At 45.2% G+C, this 17807-nt stretch carries 14 protein-coding genes; 7 read left to right on the forward strand and 7 right to left on the reverse strand.

Annotated features, from left to right (window positions below):
* Nucleotides 1-225: 225 nt before the first annotated feature.
* The 4 genes from uvrA to V4C51_RS01590 form a co-directional block, all read right to left on the reverse strand.
* A complete protein-coding gene (uvrA, locus tag V4C51_RS01575; RefSeq protein WP_330924366.1) occupies nt 226-3060 on the reverse strand; it encodes an excinuclease ABC subunit UvrA in 2835 nt (944 codons plus the stop codon).
* Nucleotides 3061-3422: 362 nt separating this feature from the next.
* On the reverse strand, nt 3423-5222 hold the full coding sequence (locus tag V4C51_RS01580; RefSeq protein WP_330924367.1) for a hypothetical protein: 1800 nt from the start codon (nt 5220-5222) through the stop codon (nt 3423-3425).
* Between the two features lie 491 nt (nt 5223-5713).
* Entirely contained in the window at nt 5714-6526 is an 813-nt protein-coding gene (locus V4C51_RS01585) for a class I SAM-dependent methyltransferase (protein ID WP_330924368.1), read from the reverse strand.
* A gap of 42 nt (nt 6527-6568) precedes the next feature.
* A complete protein-coding gene (locus tag V4C51_RS01590) occupies nt 6569-7363 on the reverse strand; it encodes a methyltransferase (RefSeq protein WP_330924369.1) in 795 nt (264 codons plus the stop codon).
* Nucleotides 7364-7745: 382 nt separating this feature from the next.
* Between V4C51_RS01590 and V4C51_RS01595 the strand changes: the two genes are divergently transcribed.
* From V4C51_RS01595 to V4C51_RS01625, 7 genes are all read left to right on the forward strand, one after another.
* Nucleotides 7746-8978, forward strand: coding sequence for a phosphopentomutase (locus V4C51_RS01595; protein ID WP_330924370.1), 1233 nt, complete (start codon nt 7746-7748; stop codon nt 8976-8978).
* A 187-nt stretch (nt 8979-9165) separates the two neighbouring features.
* On the forward strand, nt 9166-9879 hold the full coding sequence (gene deoD / locus V4C51_RS01600; RefSeq protein ID WP_330924371.1) for a purine-nucleoside phosphorylase: 714 nt from the start codon (nt 9166-9168) through the stop codon (nt 9877-9879).
* 195 nt (nt 9880-10074) lie between these two features.
* Nucleotides 10075-10566 carry a hypothetical protein gene (locus tag V4C51_RS01605; RefSeq protein ID WP_330924372.1) on the forward strand — a complete coding sequence of 164 codons (492 nt, stop codon included), beginning with the start codon at nt 10075-10077 and terminating at the stop codon, nt 10564-10566.
* A gap of 148 nt (nt 10567-10714) precedes the next feature.
* Nucleotides 10715-11332, forward strand: a complete 618-nt coding sequence (locus tag V4C51_RS01610; RefSeq protein WP_330924373.1) for an N-acetyltransferase — start codon at nt 10715-10717, stop codon at nt 11330-11332.
* 341 nt (nt 11333-11673) lie between these two features.
* Nucleotides 11674-12267, forward strand: a complete 594-nt coding sequence (locus tag V4C51_RS01615; RefSeq protein ID WP_330924374.1) for a hypothetical protein — start codon at nt 11674-11676, stop codon at nt 12265-12267.
* Nucleotides 12268-12404: 137 nt separating this feature from the next.
* Nucleotides 12405-12992 carry a hypothetical protein gene (locus V4C51_RS01620; RefSeq protein ID WP_330924375.1) on the forward strand — a complete coding sequence of 196 codons (588 nt, stop codon included), beginning with the start codon at nt 12405-12407 and terminating at the stop codon, nt 12990-12992.
* A 190-nt stretch (nt 12993-13182) separates the two neighbouring features.
* A complete protein-coding gene (locus tag V4C51_RS01625) occupies nt 13183-13770 on the forward strand; it encodes a hypothetical protein (protein ID WP_330924376.1) in 588 nt (195 codons plus the stop codon).
* Between the two features lie 196 nt (nt 13771-13966).
* Here V4C51_RS01625 and V4C51_RS01630 read toward each other — a convergent pair whose 3' ends face one another.
* The 3 genes from V4C51_RS01630 to V4C51_RS01640 form a co-directional block, all read right to left on the reverse strand.
* Entirely contained in the window at nt 13967-14602 is a 636-nt protein-coding gene (locus V4C51_RS01630; protein ID WP_330924377.1) for a hypothetical protein, read from the reverse strand.
* A 127-nt stretch (nt 14603-14729) separates the two neighbouring features.
* Nucleotides 14730-16271 (reverse strand): SpoVR family protein, encoded by a 1542-nt coding sequence (locus tag V4C51_RS01635; protein WP_330924378.1) that lies wholly within the window; start codon nt 16269-16271, stop codon nt 14730-14732.
* Nucleotides 16264-17547, reverse strand: coding sequence for a YeaH/YhbH family protein (locus V4C51_RS01640; protein WP_330924379.1), 1284 nt, complete (start codon nt 17545-17547; stop codon nt 16264-16266). The genes V4C51_RS01635 and V4C51_RS01640 overlap by 8 nt, the downstream gene beginning before the upstream one ends.
* Between the last annotated feature and the right edge of the window lie 260 nt (nt 17548-17807).

Genomic DNA, 17807 nt, shown 5'->3' on the forward strand with positions numbered 1-17807 from the left:
GTGGTTCTATTTGCTAAAAATTTCCGACTTTTTAGACCAATTTGCTGCCACCGCAGTAGGGTAGTCTATTCTCGGACAGCCTCCTAGGAGCCTGACCGAGAATAGCGCCCGTAGCGAGGATTACGAGAAATTTTTAGACCAATTTATCGCGGTCCTCGCTACGGGCAGACTTTTAAGACTGCTTCCAAGGAAAAGAGCACCAAATGATTTTGCCTGACGCCAGTGTCAAGCTTCACAAGGAGGCAGAACCGTTCGCAAAAAACGCCCCGTATGAGAGGGTGTGTGTGTAACTATCGTTTCAGGGGTACCCACGGCTACCACCTCGCCGCCACCATCTCCCCCTTCAGGGCCAAGATCAACCACCCAGTCAGCGGTTTTAATCACATCAAGATTGTGCTCAATGACTACAACCGTATTGCCATGATCCCTGAGCCGGTGTAAAACAGTAAGCAATTGTTGTATATCGTGGAAGTGCAACCCCGTTGTCGGTTCATCCAGAATATACAGGGTTTTTCCCGTGTCTCGTTTCGACAGTTCTTTTGCCAATTTCACCCGCTGGGCTTCACCTCCCGAAAGGGTTGTGGCATTTTGTCCCAGGTTAATATACGACAGACCAACATCCATTAGCGTTTGCAGCTTGCGTTTTATCGCCGGAATAGCATCAAAAAACGCCAGGGCTTCTTCAACAGTCATTGCCAATACTTCGTGAATATTTTTACCCTTGTATTTTACGTCCAGTGTCTCACGGTTATAACGCTTGCCCTTACAAACATCACACGGAACATAAATATCGGGTAAGAAGTGCATTTCAACTTTTATCACACCGTCTCCCTGACAGGCTTCACAGCGACCACCTTTCACGTTAAAGCTAAAGCGTCCGGGCTTATAGCCACGGGAGCGCGATTCCTGCGTGCCGGCAAAGAGTTCGCGAATAGCGGTAAAAATGCCCGTATAAGTGGCCGGGTTAGAGCGTGGTGTCCGCCCAATAGGGCTTTGGTCAATATCGATACATTTATCGAGGTGGGTTAAGCCTGTGATACGCTTATAAGGTGCAGTGGTCAAGGTCGTCGCTTTATTCAATGCCTGAGCTGCAACCGGATACAACGTACCGTTAATCAGCGTGGATTTACCCGAACCAGAAACACCGGTAATGCATGTCATCAACCCCACAGGAATGTCCAGTGATACATTTTTCAGGTTATTACCGGTACACCCTGTCAGCTTTACCATTTTCTTTTTATTAACCGGTGTTCGCTCACCGGGTACAGCAATCTTTTTAACACCTGACAAGTACTGTCCTGTAAGGGAGGCTTCCGTATCCATTACCTGCGCTGGTGTCCCCCGCGCCACAATATTACCACCGTGGACACCGGCACCGGGGCCAATATCAACAACATAGTCAGCATGACGTATGGCATCTTCATCATGTTCTACGACAATGACCGTATTACCCAGGTTTCGCAAACGGGTCAGCGTATTCAGCAAGCGCTCATTATCCCGCTGATGTAAACCAATACTGGGTTCATCCAGAATATACATCACCCCCACAAGGCCAGCACCAATCTGGCTGGCTAAACGAATGCGTTGCGCTTCGCCGCCGGAAAGCGTATCCGCGCTGCGATCGAGGGTGAGATAGTTGAGACCCACATTCACCAAAAAGCTTAATCGGTCACAGATTTCCTTCAGAATTTTGGTGGCAATTTCACCACGACGCCCCGGTAGCTCAAGGGACTGAAAATAATCGAGCGATTTTTCCACAGGCAGTTTGACCAGCTCGGGCAGTGTTTCATCATTGATAAACACATGGCGCGCCTCCTGTTTGAGTCTTGCGCCTTTACAGCTTGGGCAGGCCTGGGTACTGAGGTATTTAGCCAGTTCTTCGCGAACAGACTGGGACTCTGTATCTCTATAGCGTCGTTCAAAGTTCGGGATAATGCCTTCAAAGCAATGGCGCTTGCGGTAAACATCGCCGCGGTCGTTCACATAGCTGAAGTCTATCTTTTCATCACCAGAGCCGTTAAGAATAATGTCTTGCTGATGGGCCGTTAATTCATCAAAGGGGGTATCAAGGTCAAACGAGTAGTGAGCCGCTAAGGATTTTAACAGGTGAAAGTAGTAGACACTGCGACGATCCCAGCCACGAATGGCACCTTCAGCCAGTGTTAGCTCAGGGTGTTGAACGATAAGGTGCTGATCAAAAAATTGTTTAACGCCCAACCCATCACAATACGGACAGGCACCTGCGGGATTGTTGAATGAAAACAGGCGGGGTTCCAGCTCATCCAGACTATAGCCACACTCCGGGCAGGCAAAGCGGGCAGAGAAGATCTGATCCGCCTGGTCGGCATCCATAAAACTGATGGCCGCCAGACCATCAGTGAGTGCCAACGCTGTTTCAAAGGATTCAGATAATCGCAACTGGATATCGTCACGCACTTTAAAACGATCCACCACCACTTCAATGGTATGCTTTTTCTTTTTGTCGAGGGTGGGTGCCGTATCAAGATCGGTGACAATGCCATTGATGCGCGCACGAATGAACCCCTGGCTTTTCAGTTCATTGAACACATGCAGGTGCTCGCCTTTTCGACCCCGCACCAGAGGTGCCAACAGCATCAGCTTTGTGCCTTCGGGCAAGGCTAATACCTGGTCTACCATCTGGCTGACCGTCTGGGCCTCAAGGGGCTGCTTGTGTATGGGACAACGGGGAATACCTGTTCTGGCAAACAATAAGCGCAGGTAATCATAAATTTCCGTGATGGTACCCACAGTAGAACGAGGATTGTGGCTGGTGGATTTTTGCTCGATAGAAATCGCCGGTGAAAGACCTTCAATATGATCAACGTCAGGTTTTTCCATCATGGATAAAAACTGTCGGGCATAAGCTGACAGGGATTCCACATACCGACGCTGACCTTCTGCATATAAGGTGTCAAATGCGAGGGATGACTTGCCCGAACCCGACAATCCGGTAATCACAACCAGCTTGTCACGGGGGATTTCCAGTTCAATATTTTTAAGGTTATGGGTACGGGCACCCTGAACTGTAATGGTTTCCACGCAGTCACTCCCTAACAAACACAAACGTTACATTATAAAGGGCACGGCCCGTAAGGTATAACTTTTTTTGGACAGGGTAAGGTGGCTCATTAGGTTCACCGTTGCTTCTGGACGATTTGAGTATTGTCGTATATACCCAAAATGCGCCAGGAGCCTGTCGGACTTATGCTTTCGAGCATAAAATTCAGTAGGGTGAGTCAGAATTTTCGATCAATTTGTACGAATAGTTGACCTATTTAAGCAAATTGATCGGAAATTCTGGCCGCACTGTCTCGCACTCTCTCGCACTTTCTCGCACTTTCTCGCACTTTCTGGATTTTAGGCCGAAATTGTCTTAAGTCCGACAGGCTCCCAGCCTGTCATTAAAGGTCAGTTTCTATCAAAGGCTGTAAAACAGGCGTTAACTCTTCAATTGGCTCTTCACCAAAGGCCCATGGTACCCTGCCTGAGATATCATCCACTTTTTCGACTTTCCCGGCACCTGTTTTATTGCTATCTCCGAAACATTCTGACAGGTTATCCGAATCGTCATATTCCCCCACTAACTTCTCAGCTTGATTATTGATAGATTCAAAACTGCTATATATAGAGTCCTCACTTCCCTCTTCTTCTGTTGTCTCGGATTGAGATATACACTCACTTTCCCCTGAACTACCAAGCAATGTTTGTTCTTCAACGGTTTTATCCACAGGTGTCGGTGCATAGTACCAATTTTCACCCGGTCTCATAGCCCTCACTACTGGGATGACATCAGACTTTTCAACTTTATGGATAATGGTAATACGTTTAGTCTCCAAGTTTCTCAAAATTTTCTCAAAAAGAGCGATAAAGCTGGCCATTTGTGTATCATAATTATCTGCGATAATGCCTGTATCAGGCGCCAGAGATAGCTTGTTACCCCCTGGTTCAATGGTTTTATTCCCATGGGTAAATGCGCTGTGGATGCCTGTCGTATCCTCACTCCAGGTTTTTTCAATAGAAGCTGCGTAGCGAACTTCAGCAGGCATCACTCCAGGGCGAGTATCAGACCGTGTGGTAGCACAATGCGCCTGATCATTACTGGTTCCAGGGTCTGAGGTCGCCCAATCATTTTTTGTTGATAATTTGGGGGGCGGTGGTTGATGTAAAACACCCTCCGAATTCAGTACACTATTTTTAGCGCCAGTACTATCGGGTATGTTAAGCTGCTGCTTTGTAGTACCAGGCAACCTGTTATATACCATTTGCCGAGCTACATACCTGGAATCTTTTTTGCCCTTTTCAGTACGCGAAGGGAAAGTCCAGTATTTCGCCAGCACAATATGGGCAGCATCTACTTGTTTTCTTTCGAGATTCTGGACAGTTTCATTGAGTAAATCCTCTAAGTTTGTATAATTATCAACAGTGTCTCCATTAATGATTTCAATATTTTCACCGTCAACTGCTTCAAACCTATGATATGTCTTTGGTGGATGCGGTAATACAAAAAGGTATGAAAGCTTATGATGATCAGCTTTGCTGGTCTTAGTGCCCCAAAAACCACTCTTAATCTTCTCCGTTTTACTGGTCTTATAATTAAGCCTGTCTTCAGGGTGAACTGCCAGAATAGCTGTTTCTGTCATTCTCACTGGTTCTTTATCTTTTATCCATTTATACAGTTTTATATTTCCTTTGAATATAGAGAAGTCCGAATCCACCAAAAAAAGCAGGTCAAAAAAATCAGTACTCTTTGTTTTTTTGTCATTTTGTGGATAAAAATGGCCTGTTTTTGCATCTGCAACCTCAAAAAGTATGTTTATCAGGCTATTAGTATTTCTGCACTCACCAATCATCGTCTCTAGAAATGCTTTATCGTGTGACTCTTGAACCTGTTGAATCCATAGTGAATAGGCATCGTCTACATGACGAACACTGTTTTTTATAATGCGTCTTGATGCTGCCTGACTTTCTTTATTGACAAACAATGTAAAAGGATAACCTTTTTTCAACATATCTTTCAGGCTTTTATTAACCTCACCAAAACCAACTGTATCTAAAAACAGATATTCCTGTTTGTCTGGAGAGGAGCTGTTTTTTATTCCATTGGCTGGCGTATGAATAACTTCCACATCTTCTAATACACTAAACAAGAAAATACTTTCATCTCTAATAGCCGAAAATATTAATGCAGACTCTCTATTCAATTCTCCTATATAAACATGGTTTCTTGGAGAGAATTTTCTGGAATCTTTGAATGTTATATTACTTATCTCTCCCCCCTCTTTTTCTTTATGATTGACTTCAACATGGCTTATTTTTTGAAAATATAATTCAAGGTTGTTGCCTGATGAAGGAAATGCTTCCTTGGGCAGGAATATAAAGTAGAAAAAGTAGAAAAAGTAGAAAAAGTAGAAAAAGTAGGGATAAAAAAAAACTTCCGCATTTTGTATACCTGTGTCTATTTGTTGGGCATATATTCATATAGCACAAAAAAAGCCAGGGTTCCGCAAACTTAAGGAAGCTGTATTTCAGAAAACAGTAGTAGTTCGTCATTCGTTTTAAGGAAGGAATTCAATACGACAAATACGACAATAAGTCCCCACTTTCATGGGGACGACTCTGATATAGTTTTATATGGGAATTAACGCAACTCCCGATTACTCTGGAATGAATCCATACCCTCCTTAATTACTGACTATTGTGAGCTGGAAGTGTCGCTTTTACCCGCAACGATAAAGTATTTTGGTTTGAAGGCCAGCGTATAAGGTTGATCAAAAAAGTGACTGACCGAATCGTGCAACGTGTCAAACTCTTTTTCCGTCAACACTTTCTCGCTGAGCATCGCATCCTTCATACTAAGCAGTGAAAGGAGGTAGAATTTTTTGCTCAGTTCATAGTTTTCATGCCTGGCAGCATCGAGGCCACAGACACTGAGCTGACACTGCTGATATAACCGGGGGAGCGACTCAACCAGATTCGGGTAACCCTCACGAAGCCTCCACAGTTGTTTTGCGGCAGCGCACAGCGCACTGAAAGCCACATTAGGGGGATAGCAGGAAAATTCCGTCTCTACATCTTCAACAATTAACTGCCCAGACGGGGCTAACAATGGCTTGAGTTTTTTTAACAGAGAAAGTGGGTCTTTTAAGTGTACTAATAATAAACGACAGTAAATAAAGTCGTAACGCTTGGGCAAATCAAAGGAATCACAAGCTTCAACGTCAATTTGGTGAAAAGTTACATTGGGGTGCTGAGATAATCGCGTCTGAGCCATCTGGACAGACTCTGCATCAATGTCCAGGCCTGTCACTGAACCTGTTTTGCCAACCATCTCTAATAATTTTTCAGAAATATGACCCATTCCACAACCAACCTCAAGACAGTGGCAGCCTTCACTCAGCCCCTGACTGGAAAGAAAATCCCGACTACGCGACCAGGTGACGTCAGCCATTAACTGTAGCCTTTGAGCGTCTGACTGCCCCTGAGCTAATATATAACGACCCTTCATAACAAAACTCTCTTGATGAAAAATCTCAGTATAGGTAAGAATTCATGCTTTTCCTGCAATGATTATCTGCGTCGGTATAAAGTAGAAAGTGTAGGGTTCATTAAAAAAGGCTGTCAGTGACTTATGCATAACATCAAACGTGTTCGAGGATAAAACCTGTTCCTGGACTATCGCATCTTTCATATCATATAAAGTTTGTAAGAAGATTTCTTTGGTCAGATTGCTGGGCTGTAGCCTCACAGCATGAAGTCGGCTTACTTTCAAATGACAATCGTTGTATAGTTTTGGCAGTACATTTGCCAGATCAGAATAACACTCACGACTTCTGAAGACTTGCTTTAAAGCTGATACCAGGGTGTAAAAAGCGACGCTATCAGGATAACAAGAAGAGTCCTCAGCCATATCTTGTGCCACCAGCTGCCCTGTGGGGCTTAGTAATGGCTTGAGCTTTTGTAGCAAGGCTAAGGGGTCTTTGAGATGCTTTAACAAGAATCGGCAATAGATAAGATCGTACTGCCCTGGCAGGTCAAAGGCATTGGCTGTTTCGATATCGATAGCGTGAAAACGAGCATTTGAATGGTGAGACAAACGTTTTTGCGCAATCGCGACAGACTCGGGGTCAATATCCAGGCCGGTCACAGAACCTGCCGAGCCAACCACTGATAACAGCCGCTCTGAAACAGCCCCAGCAGCACAGCCAACCTCAAGGCAGTGCTGACCTGCGCCAATGCCTTGCGAAACCAAAAAATCATAGCTGGCAGGCCAGGTGGCTTCTGCCAGTTTTTCAAGCCGCTTTGCGCCAGCGTCTCCTTGAGCAATGACATACCGACCTGCCATGTCCCTTTCCTTTAAATTTGAGAAGAGATTGTTCAAGTATAGACTCAGCTCTGCTGATCTGAGTTCGGTATAAAGATGGGGGATTTTGTCACATGGAGAAAAAGCCATTGGTATAACTTGCAGAGAGTCTTATTCCTTATGGGGAAACGGCTCTGAACGGCTAAGTTCAGGTTTTATTTTGGTACTATGGTATATATTTTGGTGAAGTGTAACTGGAAGGTAATGACAAGTGGCATCCTGAGGTGGCCCAATGGCTCAGCCCCCTGGGAGCCTTTCGCAGTATTTTTTTTGTAAAATATGCGTAAATACCATGTACTATTTTACCAAATAATGATCGTGGATAGTATGATCCGCAATAATAGCTTTTTGAGCGGGTATATTAATGAAACGAGCCATCATTCTCGTCATGGACTCCTTCGGAATCGGAGCATCTGACGATGCCGATAAGTTTGGTGATGTTGGCGCCAATACCTTTGGCAACATTGCCAAGGCTTGTGCGCGGGGGCTTGCTGATGATAGTGCTGATTACAACCGTCAGGGACCATTAACGCTTCCCGTCCTGTCAAGTCTTGGGCTGACTATCGCAGCAGAAGCTTCAAGTGGTGAGTTTCCTGCGGGTATGGATAGAAATATTCCTTTACGGGGAGCCTATGGTTTTGCCCAGGAGATTTCCAGCGGCAAAGATACACCCAGTGGTCACTGGGAAATAGCGGGTGTACCTGTGCTGTCTGACTGGGGTTACTTTAGTGAGGCCAGCAACAGCTTTCCGGCAGCGCTATTGAATCAGCTCATTGAAAAAGCCAACCTCCCCGGCGTACTCGGTAACTGTCATGCTTCGGGTACCACTATTATTGCCGAGTTGGGCGAAGAGCATATGCGATCGGGCAAGCCCATCGTTTACACCTCTGCCGACAGCGTATTTCAAATTGCCTGTCATGAACAAAGCTATGGCCTGGATCGTTTATATAAACTTTGCGAGACCGCCCGTCTATTGCTTGACTCCTACAATATAGGTCGTGTTATCGCCCGTCCTTTTGTTGGCAGCAACGCCCGTGACTTCAAGCGAACCGGAAACCGCAGGGATTATTCCGTTTTACCACCGGCGCCTACGGTGCTCGACAAGTTGGTTGCCAGTGGCGGAGAGGTAATCAGTATAGGAAAGATTGCCGATATTTTTGCCCACCAGGGAATTACGCATAAGGTAAAAGCAACAGGCATCCCCGCGCTTTTTGAGGCAACGCTGAAGGCCATGGATACGGCGGGCGACCGCAGTATTATTTTTACCAATTTTGTCGATTTTGACTCATCCTATGGGCATCGTCGTGATGTAGCAGGATACGCCGGGGCACTCGAAGACCTCGATGCCCGGTTACCCCGATTGCTGGATGCCATGCAAGACGGTGATGTGCTGATTATTACCGCAGACCATGGCTGTGATCCCACCTGGCCAGGCACAGATCATACGCGGGAAAATATTCCAGTGTTAGTATACGGTAAAAGTGTACCCGTGGGCTCTTTAGGTAAGCGAGATACCTTTGCCGATATAGGGCAAAGCCTGACAAGTTATTTTGCTTTGTCACCTATGGCGTATGGGCAGTCATTCCTTAGCGGATAACAATGCCTTCCATTCAACAGCGGTGTTTCAGTTTCAGGAAACGTCTTGAAAAATGCCTGGGAGCCTGTCGGACTTATGCTTTCTCGCGCTTTCTGGATTTTAGGCCGAGATTGTCTTAAGTCCGACAGGGTCCTGGGAAGTCGTAACGCTGAAACACCAACAAACAGTTTGCATAAGGATTATTCCTGTGACGCCTCATATTAATGCAAAACCCGGTGCATTTGCCGATATCTGCCTGATGCCCGGTGATCCACTGCGTGCCAGGTTCATCGCGGAAAACCTGCTTGAAGGCGCTGAGCTGGTAACGGATGTTCGCAATATGTTGGGCTATACCGGCCACTATCAAGGCAGGAAAGTCTCTGTGATGGGTTCAGGTATGGGAATTCCCTCTGCTTCCATTTATTACAAAGAGCTGATTACTGATTACGGTGTTGACAAAATCATCCGTATTGGTTCCTGTGGCGCGGTATCAGAAGAAGTCAAGCTCGGTGACATTATTATCGGTATGGGCGCTTGTACAGACTCCAAAGTGAACCGTATCCGGTTTAAAGATCACGACTTTGCTGCCATTGCCGATTACGAGCTGCTAGAGAATGCCGTGAATACGGCACGTAAGAAAAATATTGCCTATCGTGTTGGCAATCTGTTTAGCGCAGACCTGTTTTATTCACCGGAAGAAGATATCGTCGATGTGCTTGAACGTTATGGTGTGCTCGGTGTTGAGATGGAAGCAGCGGGTCTGTACGGCAATTGCGCGGAGTATGGTGCAAAAGGGCTGGCTATCTGCACCGTGAGTGACCACCTGCGCAGGGGCGAGCATATGACACCCGAAGAGCGTCAATTGTCATTCAATGAGATGATTGAGCTCAGCTTTGGCTCGGTTCTGGCGTTAAGTCAGTAAAAAAGGCAAGAAGCTGTTCAAGGCCTTTTGCCAAAAGCGAAACTCATGAGAAAGCAGCCAGCTTTGCGATTTTTCGAGGCGTATAGTGGCGCTAAGTAAAAAGACAAAGTTCAAACAGACAACTTTTATCGGCGGTTGCAGCTCACAAAATAGTGTGAGCTACCCCCTGACAGTAATGGACGGTAGGAGTATATCATGAGAGCGGAGCATATCTTACGCGCTAGAAAGTCAATAGTAAAAAAAACGTTTGCTTTATTGGCTCTTCTATTAAGCTTATCCATGACAAGTAGCGCCTATAGCACGAATATGTCCCTTAAAGTTCGAAATAGAATACCTCCAAGCATGCCATATTACTCAAAAAAAGGTTATACCGTTAAACCCAGTGGTCATGGTAAATGCATGTATGGCGTGTATAATCCCGCTTCATGCACCGCCGATTATCATCATCATAAGGGCCGTTGCCGTATCGGCTTACATTATGCCTCTGTTCGAGGTTGTTCATTCAGGTACAGCGCGCAGAGGTTTGATGTTGTCAACAATGATACAGGCAAAGTTGTCGGCAAGTTCACATGGAGAAAGCCACCATGGGATTTTCCGGACATAAAAATGATAAAAAATCCTGGCTCATTTATGAAAGCAGGTATATGGGGTAATAAGCGCAACGTATTAAATATCAGTCCAGCCTGAATCTTGCCTGGTAGCAAGTAATAATACCCATCAAACTTTCCAGTTAAAGGTGAAAATTATGCTGAATCCCCCCTCAGTCTGATATTGACAAGCTATGTAAATCACACAATATTCAAGCTCGACATTCCAACGTAATGAATATAGCAAAATGAACGACAATACAGGTGTACAAATCAGTAAGTTGTTTCCCCATATTGCGTTCGGTGACAGGAGTCATTTTCAGAGAAAAAAAACAGGAAAGGTTTATACCCTTGTTCGTAAACCTGTTGTTAAACATTACTGGTACAGTGCTTCAGAACTCGAGTTTTATGAAGGCTCAACCTATGCCGGGTCTGCCGAAGTTATTGGCGAACTTTTTCAGCCTGTTACCAAAAGGCCGCCAGAGTATACTTTACTGGATATTGATTTAAAGAAAGAGTTTCAGCATCTTTCTTTGGGGTCATTGCTGGTCTATATCATTATCACTGAAGCCCGTTTAAACGGAAGTAATTACCTCTATTTAGATTACCCCATCTACACTGCCCTGGGATTTTACCTGAAACTGGGCTTTTTTCCCGACCCTATTAGTGTTATGGAGGTGGAAGATCATGAGTTATCAGCACTTTCTGGATCTACTGTGGCTGATACAAGAAAACACTATTTAGAGGAGAAGCTAAAGCTGTCGAGACCTTACAAGCGATGGAAGTGCAATATCCCAGAGTTAACTATCACACTGGGCGAAGCAATTCATAAAAAGTTCAAGCTCCCCCCAGCCACACTGACGTAAGCGCTGACAAACCAGACTTCAGAACAATTACACCTGCTATTACACGACGACTCAACCCAACACAGCTTCCGTTCAACTGAGCGACATCCGCGCCGATGGGTTAATGAATAGTTGCTATAGTTAGCTAGGAGCCCGTTGGACTTATGCTTTTGAACATAAAATTCAGTAGAGCGAGTCAGAATTTTCGATCAATTTGTGCGAATAGTTGACCTGTTTAAGCAAATTGATCGGAAATTCTGGCCGCGCTTTCTCGCGCTTTCTGGATTTCAGGCCGAAATTGTCTTAAGTCCGACAGGCTCCTATAGCTACGTCGAATTCAGCTTGACGGGTGAAAAATCAATATGATGTTTACCCATATTGCGTTTGGTCACAGGAGCCGCTTTCAGAATCTGAAAACGGATAAAGTTTTTACCCTTAAAAGGACACCTGTTATATGCTGTCGTATGGGGGCTGAATACAGATTCAAACTTAAATTATTTGAAGGTTCAATCTACGCCGGATATGCTGCGGTTTCTGGCTACCCTTATCACTCGAGTAAAACAAGGCGATCAAAGTACCATTTATACAACCTTGCGTTAGAGAATAATTATCAACGTCTTTCTTTAGGGTCACTGCTGCTCTATATCATTAACACAGAAGCCCGTTTAAACGGAGGTGGGTACTTCTATATTGAATACCCCCTTTATACTGCCTTGGGATTTTACCTGAAACTGGGCTTTTTTCCCGACCCTGAGGGGGTTAGTGAGTCAGAAAAGAAATATCAGTTATCAGCATCTGCTGGGGCTGATGTATCTTCTATCAGAAACCACTACTTAAATAGTAAGCTATCGCTGTCCAGGCGCTACCTTTTTTGGCGGTGTCACACTGAGGCGTTGAATACCAAGCTGTGCGAGGCAATGTGTAAAAAGTTCAAATACCTCAAACCTGACCGATGATCTGGTACACAGGTGTTGAGCTTGACTGCTCACAAAGCAAGCACAAAGCCATAGGAGGGTTAAAGGCGTCAATGGGTGGTCATTATGATAATGGCATGGTTGTTATATGAAACTCAGAACCGATGGACGTCAATAGGATGTTTACTCATATTGCGTTTTGTCACGGAGCTCGCTTTCAAAACCTGGACTCCTCAAAGAAAACTTTTACCCTTGTTCGAGACTGTGAGGTGAGTTACTACAATGGTGACAGTGTATTAGACCTTAAGCTTAAGGAAGACTCAAATATTGCCGGAGTTGCCAGGATTGTTGGTCAACCTTCTGATCCTGTTAACAAAAAAGAACGGTCGTATACTTTGTCCGATATTATGTTCTATCAAGAATTTCAGCGTTTTTCTCTGGGTTCACTGTTGCTTTATATCATTAATACAGAAATTCGTTTAAACGGTGGTGACTGTCTTTATATTGAGTCCCCCGCCGCTAGTGCCTTCGGTTTCTATCTTCGGCTGGGCTTTATTCCAGACCCTCATGAGGCTAGAGAAAAAGAAAATGGATACCGATTGTCACAATTTTCTGGATCAAGTAACCCCGATGACAGAAAATTCTATTTAGACAGGAAGCTGAAGATGAGCAGAAAATACAGTTATTGGAAGGGCTACACTGAGCTATTAAATACCAAGCTGTGCGAAAAAATGTGTGAAAAATTCAAGTATCTAAAGCCAGTCTGACGTGGGGGCTGACACACTGGTCGACAATCAGGCAGCGACAGGTAAACCGGCCATAACACGACGCAACCCAACGCAGGCGTTCAAACTGTCCACGCGCCGAGCAATGGTGCAGCGAAAGGCATTGATGAGTAGTCGTTGAAGTATGATGTAACTGTTATCTCGAACTCAGATTGAAGGGCGAAAAGTCAGTATGTTGTTTAACCATGTTGCTTTCCACGACAGAAGCCGTTTTCAGATTCAAAAAACACAGCGAGTATTCACCCTTGTCCGGAGTCCTTTCACGACGGTTTGCGAGAATTTAAGTATATTAGGATTTCAGTTTTATGAAGGTTCAGCCTATGCCGGAAGTGCCGCCGTTTTTGGCAAACCTTTTGACCCTGTTACCAGAAACAGACCAATGTATGCGTTATACCAGATTTTTTTAAATAATAAGTATCAGTTTCTTTCTTTAGGGTCATTGTTGATTTACATCATTAACACTGAAGTTCGTGTAAACGGAGGTGAGTACCTTTATTTAATTGACCCTGTCTGTAGTGCCCTCGGGTTTTACCTTCGGCTCGGTTTTATGCCAGACCCTGATGAGGTCAGGGAGAAAGATGATTTAACCGGTTTGTCAGCATTTTCCGCGTCCCCTATACCCTTTTTCAGAAACCACTATTTAAACGAGCACCTTTGGCTGTCCCGAATCTACTCTAGATGGAGATGCTGCACTGAGACGCTGAATATGACACTGATCGAATCAGTTGGTAAAAAGTTCAAGTACCTCCAGCCAGTGTGACGTAAAAGCTGACAAACCACGAGACTGAACATGAAAGAAGCCGCTGTTTAGAAAAGAAGCTGATGCTGAGAAGCGGTCCTTCGTGGAAGGGCCATACTTGGCTGAAAGCATAAGTCCGACAGACTCCTGGTCAATGCTTTTCTCACGGGCTTCACTGTCCATAAAAAATTATGAACAGCATGCCGACAATGCAATGTTACTTTTTGACCTTGATTTTATGAACATCGGCCGCTCCGAACACCTGATCTTTTTTGACACTGTCCATTGCTTGTGTTTTATCTATTTTTCGATCGACAGCATTGAATGTGCTGGCTTTATTACTCATTATCGCCGTATCACCTTCATCTTCTGCTTTACTGTGACCAAATTTGCGTTTGTAACGACGATCGGCGCGTGTCACTTTTTTCTTTTTCTCTTTCTTTGCCTTCTTTTTACCGGGATCACCCTTCGATGCCAGCTTCATCGCTGTTTTTTCAGCAAATTTGATAAAGCCTGAATCAGGTGCCTTTTCCGCTTTGGCAGAGACGCGTTTTTTTGATTTTTTTGCCACTGCTTTAATCAGGCCCTGTAAATACCTTACCTTCTTCATATTGTTGGGTGAGATGGTGTATTTTGCGGCTATTGCCTTTTGTATGCCCGCAGATAATGCGGTTTTCATATGTCCAATGGCTCTTTTTGCAAGATTCTTTTGGGGCTTTGGCGTACCCGGCTGGTGTTTTATGGTTTTATCAGGCACCGTTTTTTTTTGCACAGACCCAGAGCTTTCTTTTTTTCCTTTGGCTGGATAAGAGTTTCCCTTTGGTGGGCCTGGTGGAATTTTAGCGGTAGTCATTTGCCATCCCTGGGTATCAAACTAACGACCATGAGCAGTCTTCTTTTGCAACCTGTCAGAGAAAACCTGCTCTTTATTATCATTATCTTTGTTTAAGCCAACCCCATGGAGGTTGGCAAGCTGTTACTCAGGCAACGGCGATTTCTTCTTCAGACGTTGGTAAGCCATAAATAGTTTTCACTTTGTCCTCCTGATCAACAGACTCAAGTCGTACATCGAATCCCCATAGACGATGAATGTGCTTGATAATCTCCCGGGTATTTTCTGACTCCAGAGGACGCCCCTGATGCATGTAATGTCGCAATGTCAGTGAACGGTCGCCTCGCACATTGACATTGTATACCTGAATGTTAGGCTCCCTGTTGCCCAGGTTATACTGTGCAGCCAATGACTCACGCAGTTGACGATAGCCTGTTTCATTGTGAATAGCATTAACTTCAAGATAAGGATTACCCTCATCATCGTTGATGCAGAACAGTCGCATATCCCGCATGACCTTCGGTGACAGATACTGCAAGATAAAGCTTTCATCCTTAAAATTTTTCATGGCAAAGTGCACTGTTTCCAGCCAATCGCCACCGGCAATATCCGGGAACCAGTATTTATCTTCTTCCGTCGGGTTCTCACACATACGACGAATATCCTGGAACATGTTAAAGCCCAGAGTATACGGATTAATGCCACTGTATCGGGGATCATCAAAATCGGGCTGAAACACGACATTGGAGTGAGAATGGAGAAACTCCATAATGAAGCCCTCGGTCACCAACCCTTCGTTATATAGCTCATGGCATAAATGGTAATGCCAGAATGATGCCCAGCCCTCATTCATCACCTGCGTTTGCCGCTGAGGGTAGAAGTACTGAGCAACCTTTCGCACGATCCGAATCAGTTCACGTTGCCAGGTTTCCAGCAGAGGGGCACTTTTCTCGATAAAGTAGAGAATATTTTCTTCCGGGTGTTCAGGAAAACGCCGCTCCTGTTTTTCTTCCTCCTGCTCTTTGACAGGAATCGTGCGCCATAGATCATTCAGATTTTTCTGGATGTATTCCTCACGTTCCTGTGCCCGGGCTTTTTCCTCTTCAGCAGAAATAGGCCGAGGCCGCTGGTAACGGTTGACACCCTGGTTCATCAAGGCATGGCAGGCATCGAGCAGATCCTCAACGGCATCAATGCCATACTTCTCTTCACACTGAGAAATGTAGTTTTTTGCAAACAGTAGATAATCAATGATGGAATCCGCATCCGTCCAGGCCCTGAACAGGTAGTTGCCCTTGAAAAACGAATTATGACCATAGCAGGCATGGGCAATAACCAGTGCCTGCATAGGCATGGTGTTCTCTTCCATCAGATAGGCAATACACGGGTTGGAGTTAATGACTATTTCATAAGCCAGCCCCATGCGTCCACGCTGATAATTCTGCTGATTCTGCAAAAACTGCTTGCCGTAGCTCCAGTGATTGTACATCAGGGGCATCCCTACAGAAGCATAGGCATCGAGCATTTGTTCTGAGCTGATCACCTCTATCTGGTTTGGATAGGTATCCAACTTAAAGCGCTTGGCCAGCTTGGCGATTTCCTGGTCGTATTCACGAATCAGTTCAAAGGTCCATTCCGATCCTTTCGATAAAGGCTGACGCTTTTTGGTTTTTTGTTTCCGTTCAGGCATTCTGGGCCTCCTTTTTTTCAAACAGGCGACGGAATACCGGATAGATATCGCCGTGATTGCGAATTTGCTGCATCGCAAAGTGGCTTGGGTTGTCCTTTTCGATCACCTTGTACTCATGCCAAAGGTTCTGGTGGTGCCTGTCCGTAATTTCAACATACGAATAATACTGAGTCTTCGGCAGTATTTTCTGGGTGATAATATCACGGCATTTACTGGAATCCGCCTCCCAGTTATCGCCATCGGAAGCTTGTGCTACATAAATATTCCACTCATTGGGTGAATACCTTTTTTCAATGACTTCATCTGTTAGCTTAAGCGCGGTGGATACCACTGTGCCGCCCGTTTCACGGGCATAGAAAAAATCATTTTCATCACACTCGCGCGCTTCACTGTGGTGACGGATAAATACCACTTCCACGGCCTCATAGTTACGCTCCAGAAAAAGGTAGAGCAACAGGAAAAAACGCTTGGCAATATCCTTGATCTCTCGGGTCATGGAACCCGATACATCCATCACACAGAACATCACGGCCTTACTGGAAGGCTGCGGTACTTTGATGAGATTGCTGTACTTCAGGTCAAACTCGTCAATAAACGGCAGCTTTTTCAGTTTATTGTTAAGCGTTTTGATTTCCAGACGAATTTTTTTTGCGCGGTCGATATCCAACTCATCAGCACTGACCTCCATTTCCCTCAGCTCTCGCTTGAGTTCCCGGATCTGCCGACGATTTTTACCCGACAAAGCAATCCTTCGTGCATGGGCTGCTCGCAGTGAACGCACAACGCTCAAGCGATCCGGTGACCCGGCTGAGGTAAAGCCCGCGCGTTTAAGCTTAAACTCGGTGCTGTCCTTCAGCTCTTTGCTAACAAGGTTTGGCAATTCAAGATCGTCAAACAGGTATTCGAGGAACTCGTCCCTGTTGATTTGAAAGACAAACTCATCAGCACCAGTGCCGCTATTGCCAGCTTTGCCACTGCCACTGCCCTGCCCGCCACCGCTGGGAGGGCGCTGGATGCGGTCACCAGAGTTAAATTCCTTATTACCCGGATGCACCTGGTCGTATTGCCCACCTTGTCCGTGGTGGAAAAAAGGCTCCGACAGATCTTTTCTGGGGATATGGATATCACTGCCACTATCCACATCAGTAATCGAGCGTTGGTCAACGGCATCCTGCACTGCTTCTTTGACCAGACTGCGGTAGCGCCTTAAAAACCGCTGCCGGTTAACGGTACTTTTCTTTTTTGAGTTGAGGCGCCGGTCAATAATTATACTCATAGGACGCTCTCCCTTGAACAAATGTTCTTTCATTGGCGGGCATAACCATCAGCCCTTTCTTATAGAGTAACAGCCCGCGCAGAAACCTGATACAGATTCCTTCAGCAGGCTGTTTTTGCTGTCTCAAGGCTATAATTCAATGGCCGACCTAGGAGCCTGACCGAGAATAGACTGCCCTACTGCGGTTGCGATAAATTGGTCTAAAAATTCCTGCTTCTTCATCAAATAGTTCCGCTATTTTCCTCAGAAGCAGAAATTTT

The organism is Candidatus Sororendozoicomonas aggregata, from assembly GCF_031528575.1.
Taxonomy (GTDB): Bacteria; Pseudomonadota; Gammaproteobacteria; order Pseudomonadales; family Endozoicomonadaceae; genus Endonucleibacter; species Endonucleibacter aggregata.

Coding starts and splice junctions, on each gene's coding strand:
- V4C51_RS01585 (WP_330924368.1), bottom strand. CDS start 6,526: ATGAAGGGTCGTTATATATTAGCTCAGGGGCAGTCAGACGCTCAAAGG.
- V4C51_RS01635 (WP_330924378.1), bottom strand. CDS start 16,271: ATGCCTGAACGGAAACAAAAAACCAAAAAGCGTCAGCCTTTATCGAAA.
- V4C51_RS01630 (WP_330924377.1), bottom strand. CDS start 14,602: ATGACTACCGCTAAAATTCCACCAGGCCCACCAAAGGGAAACTCTTAT.
- V4C51_RS01640 (WP_330924379.1), bottom strand. CDS start 17,547: ATGAGTATAATTATTGACCGGCGCCTCAACTCAAAAAAGAAAAGTACC.
- V4C51_RS01605 (WP_330924372.1), top strand. CDS start 10,075: ATGAGAGCGGAGCATATCTTACGCGCTAGAAAGTCAATAGTAAAAAAA.
- V4C51_RS01620 (WP_330924375.1), top strand. CDS start 12,405: ATGTTTACTCATATTGCGTTTTGTCACGGAGCTCGCTTTCAAAACCTG.
- V4C51_RS01625 (WP_330924376.1), top strand. CDS start 13,183: ATGTTGTTTAACCATGTTGCTTTCCACGACAGAAGCCGTTTTCAGATT.
- V4C51_RS01590 (WP_330924369.1), bottom strand. CDS start 7,363: ATGGCAGGTCGGTATGTCATTGCTCAAGGAGACGCTGGCGCAAAGCGG.
- V4C51_RS01595 (WP_330924370.1), top strand. CDS start 7,746: ATGAAACGAGCCATCATTCTCGTCATGGACTCCTTCGGAATCGGAGCA.
- V4C51_RS01615 (WP_330924374.1), top strand. CDS start 11,674: ATGATGTTTACCCATATTGCGTTTGGTCACAGGAGCCGCTTTCAGAAT.
- V4C51_RS01610 (WP_330924373.1), top strand. CDS start 10,715: ATGAACGACAATACAGGTGTACAAATCAGTAAGTTGTTTCCCCATATT.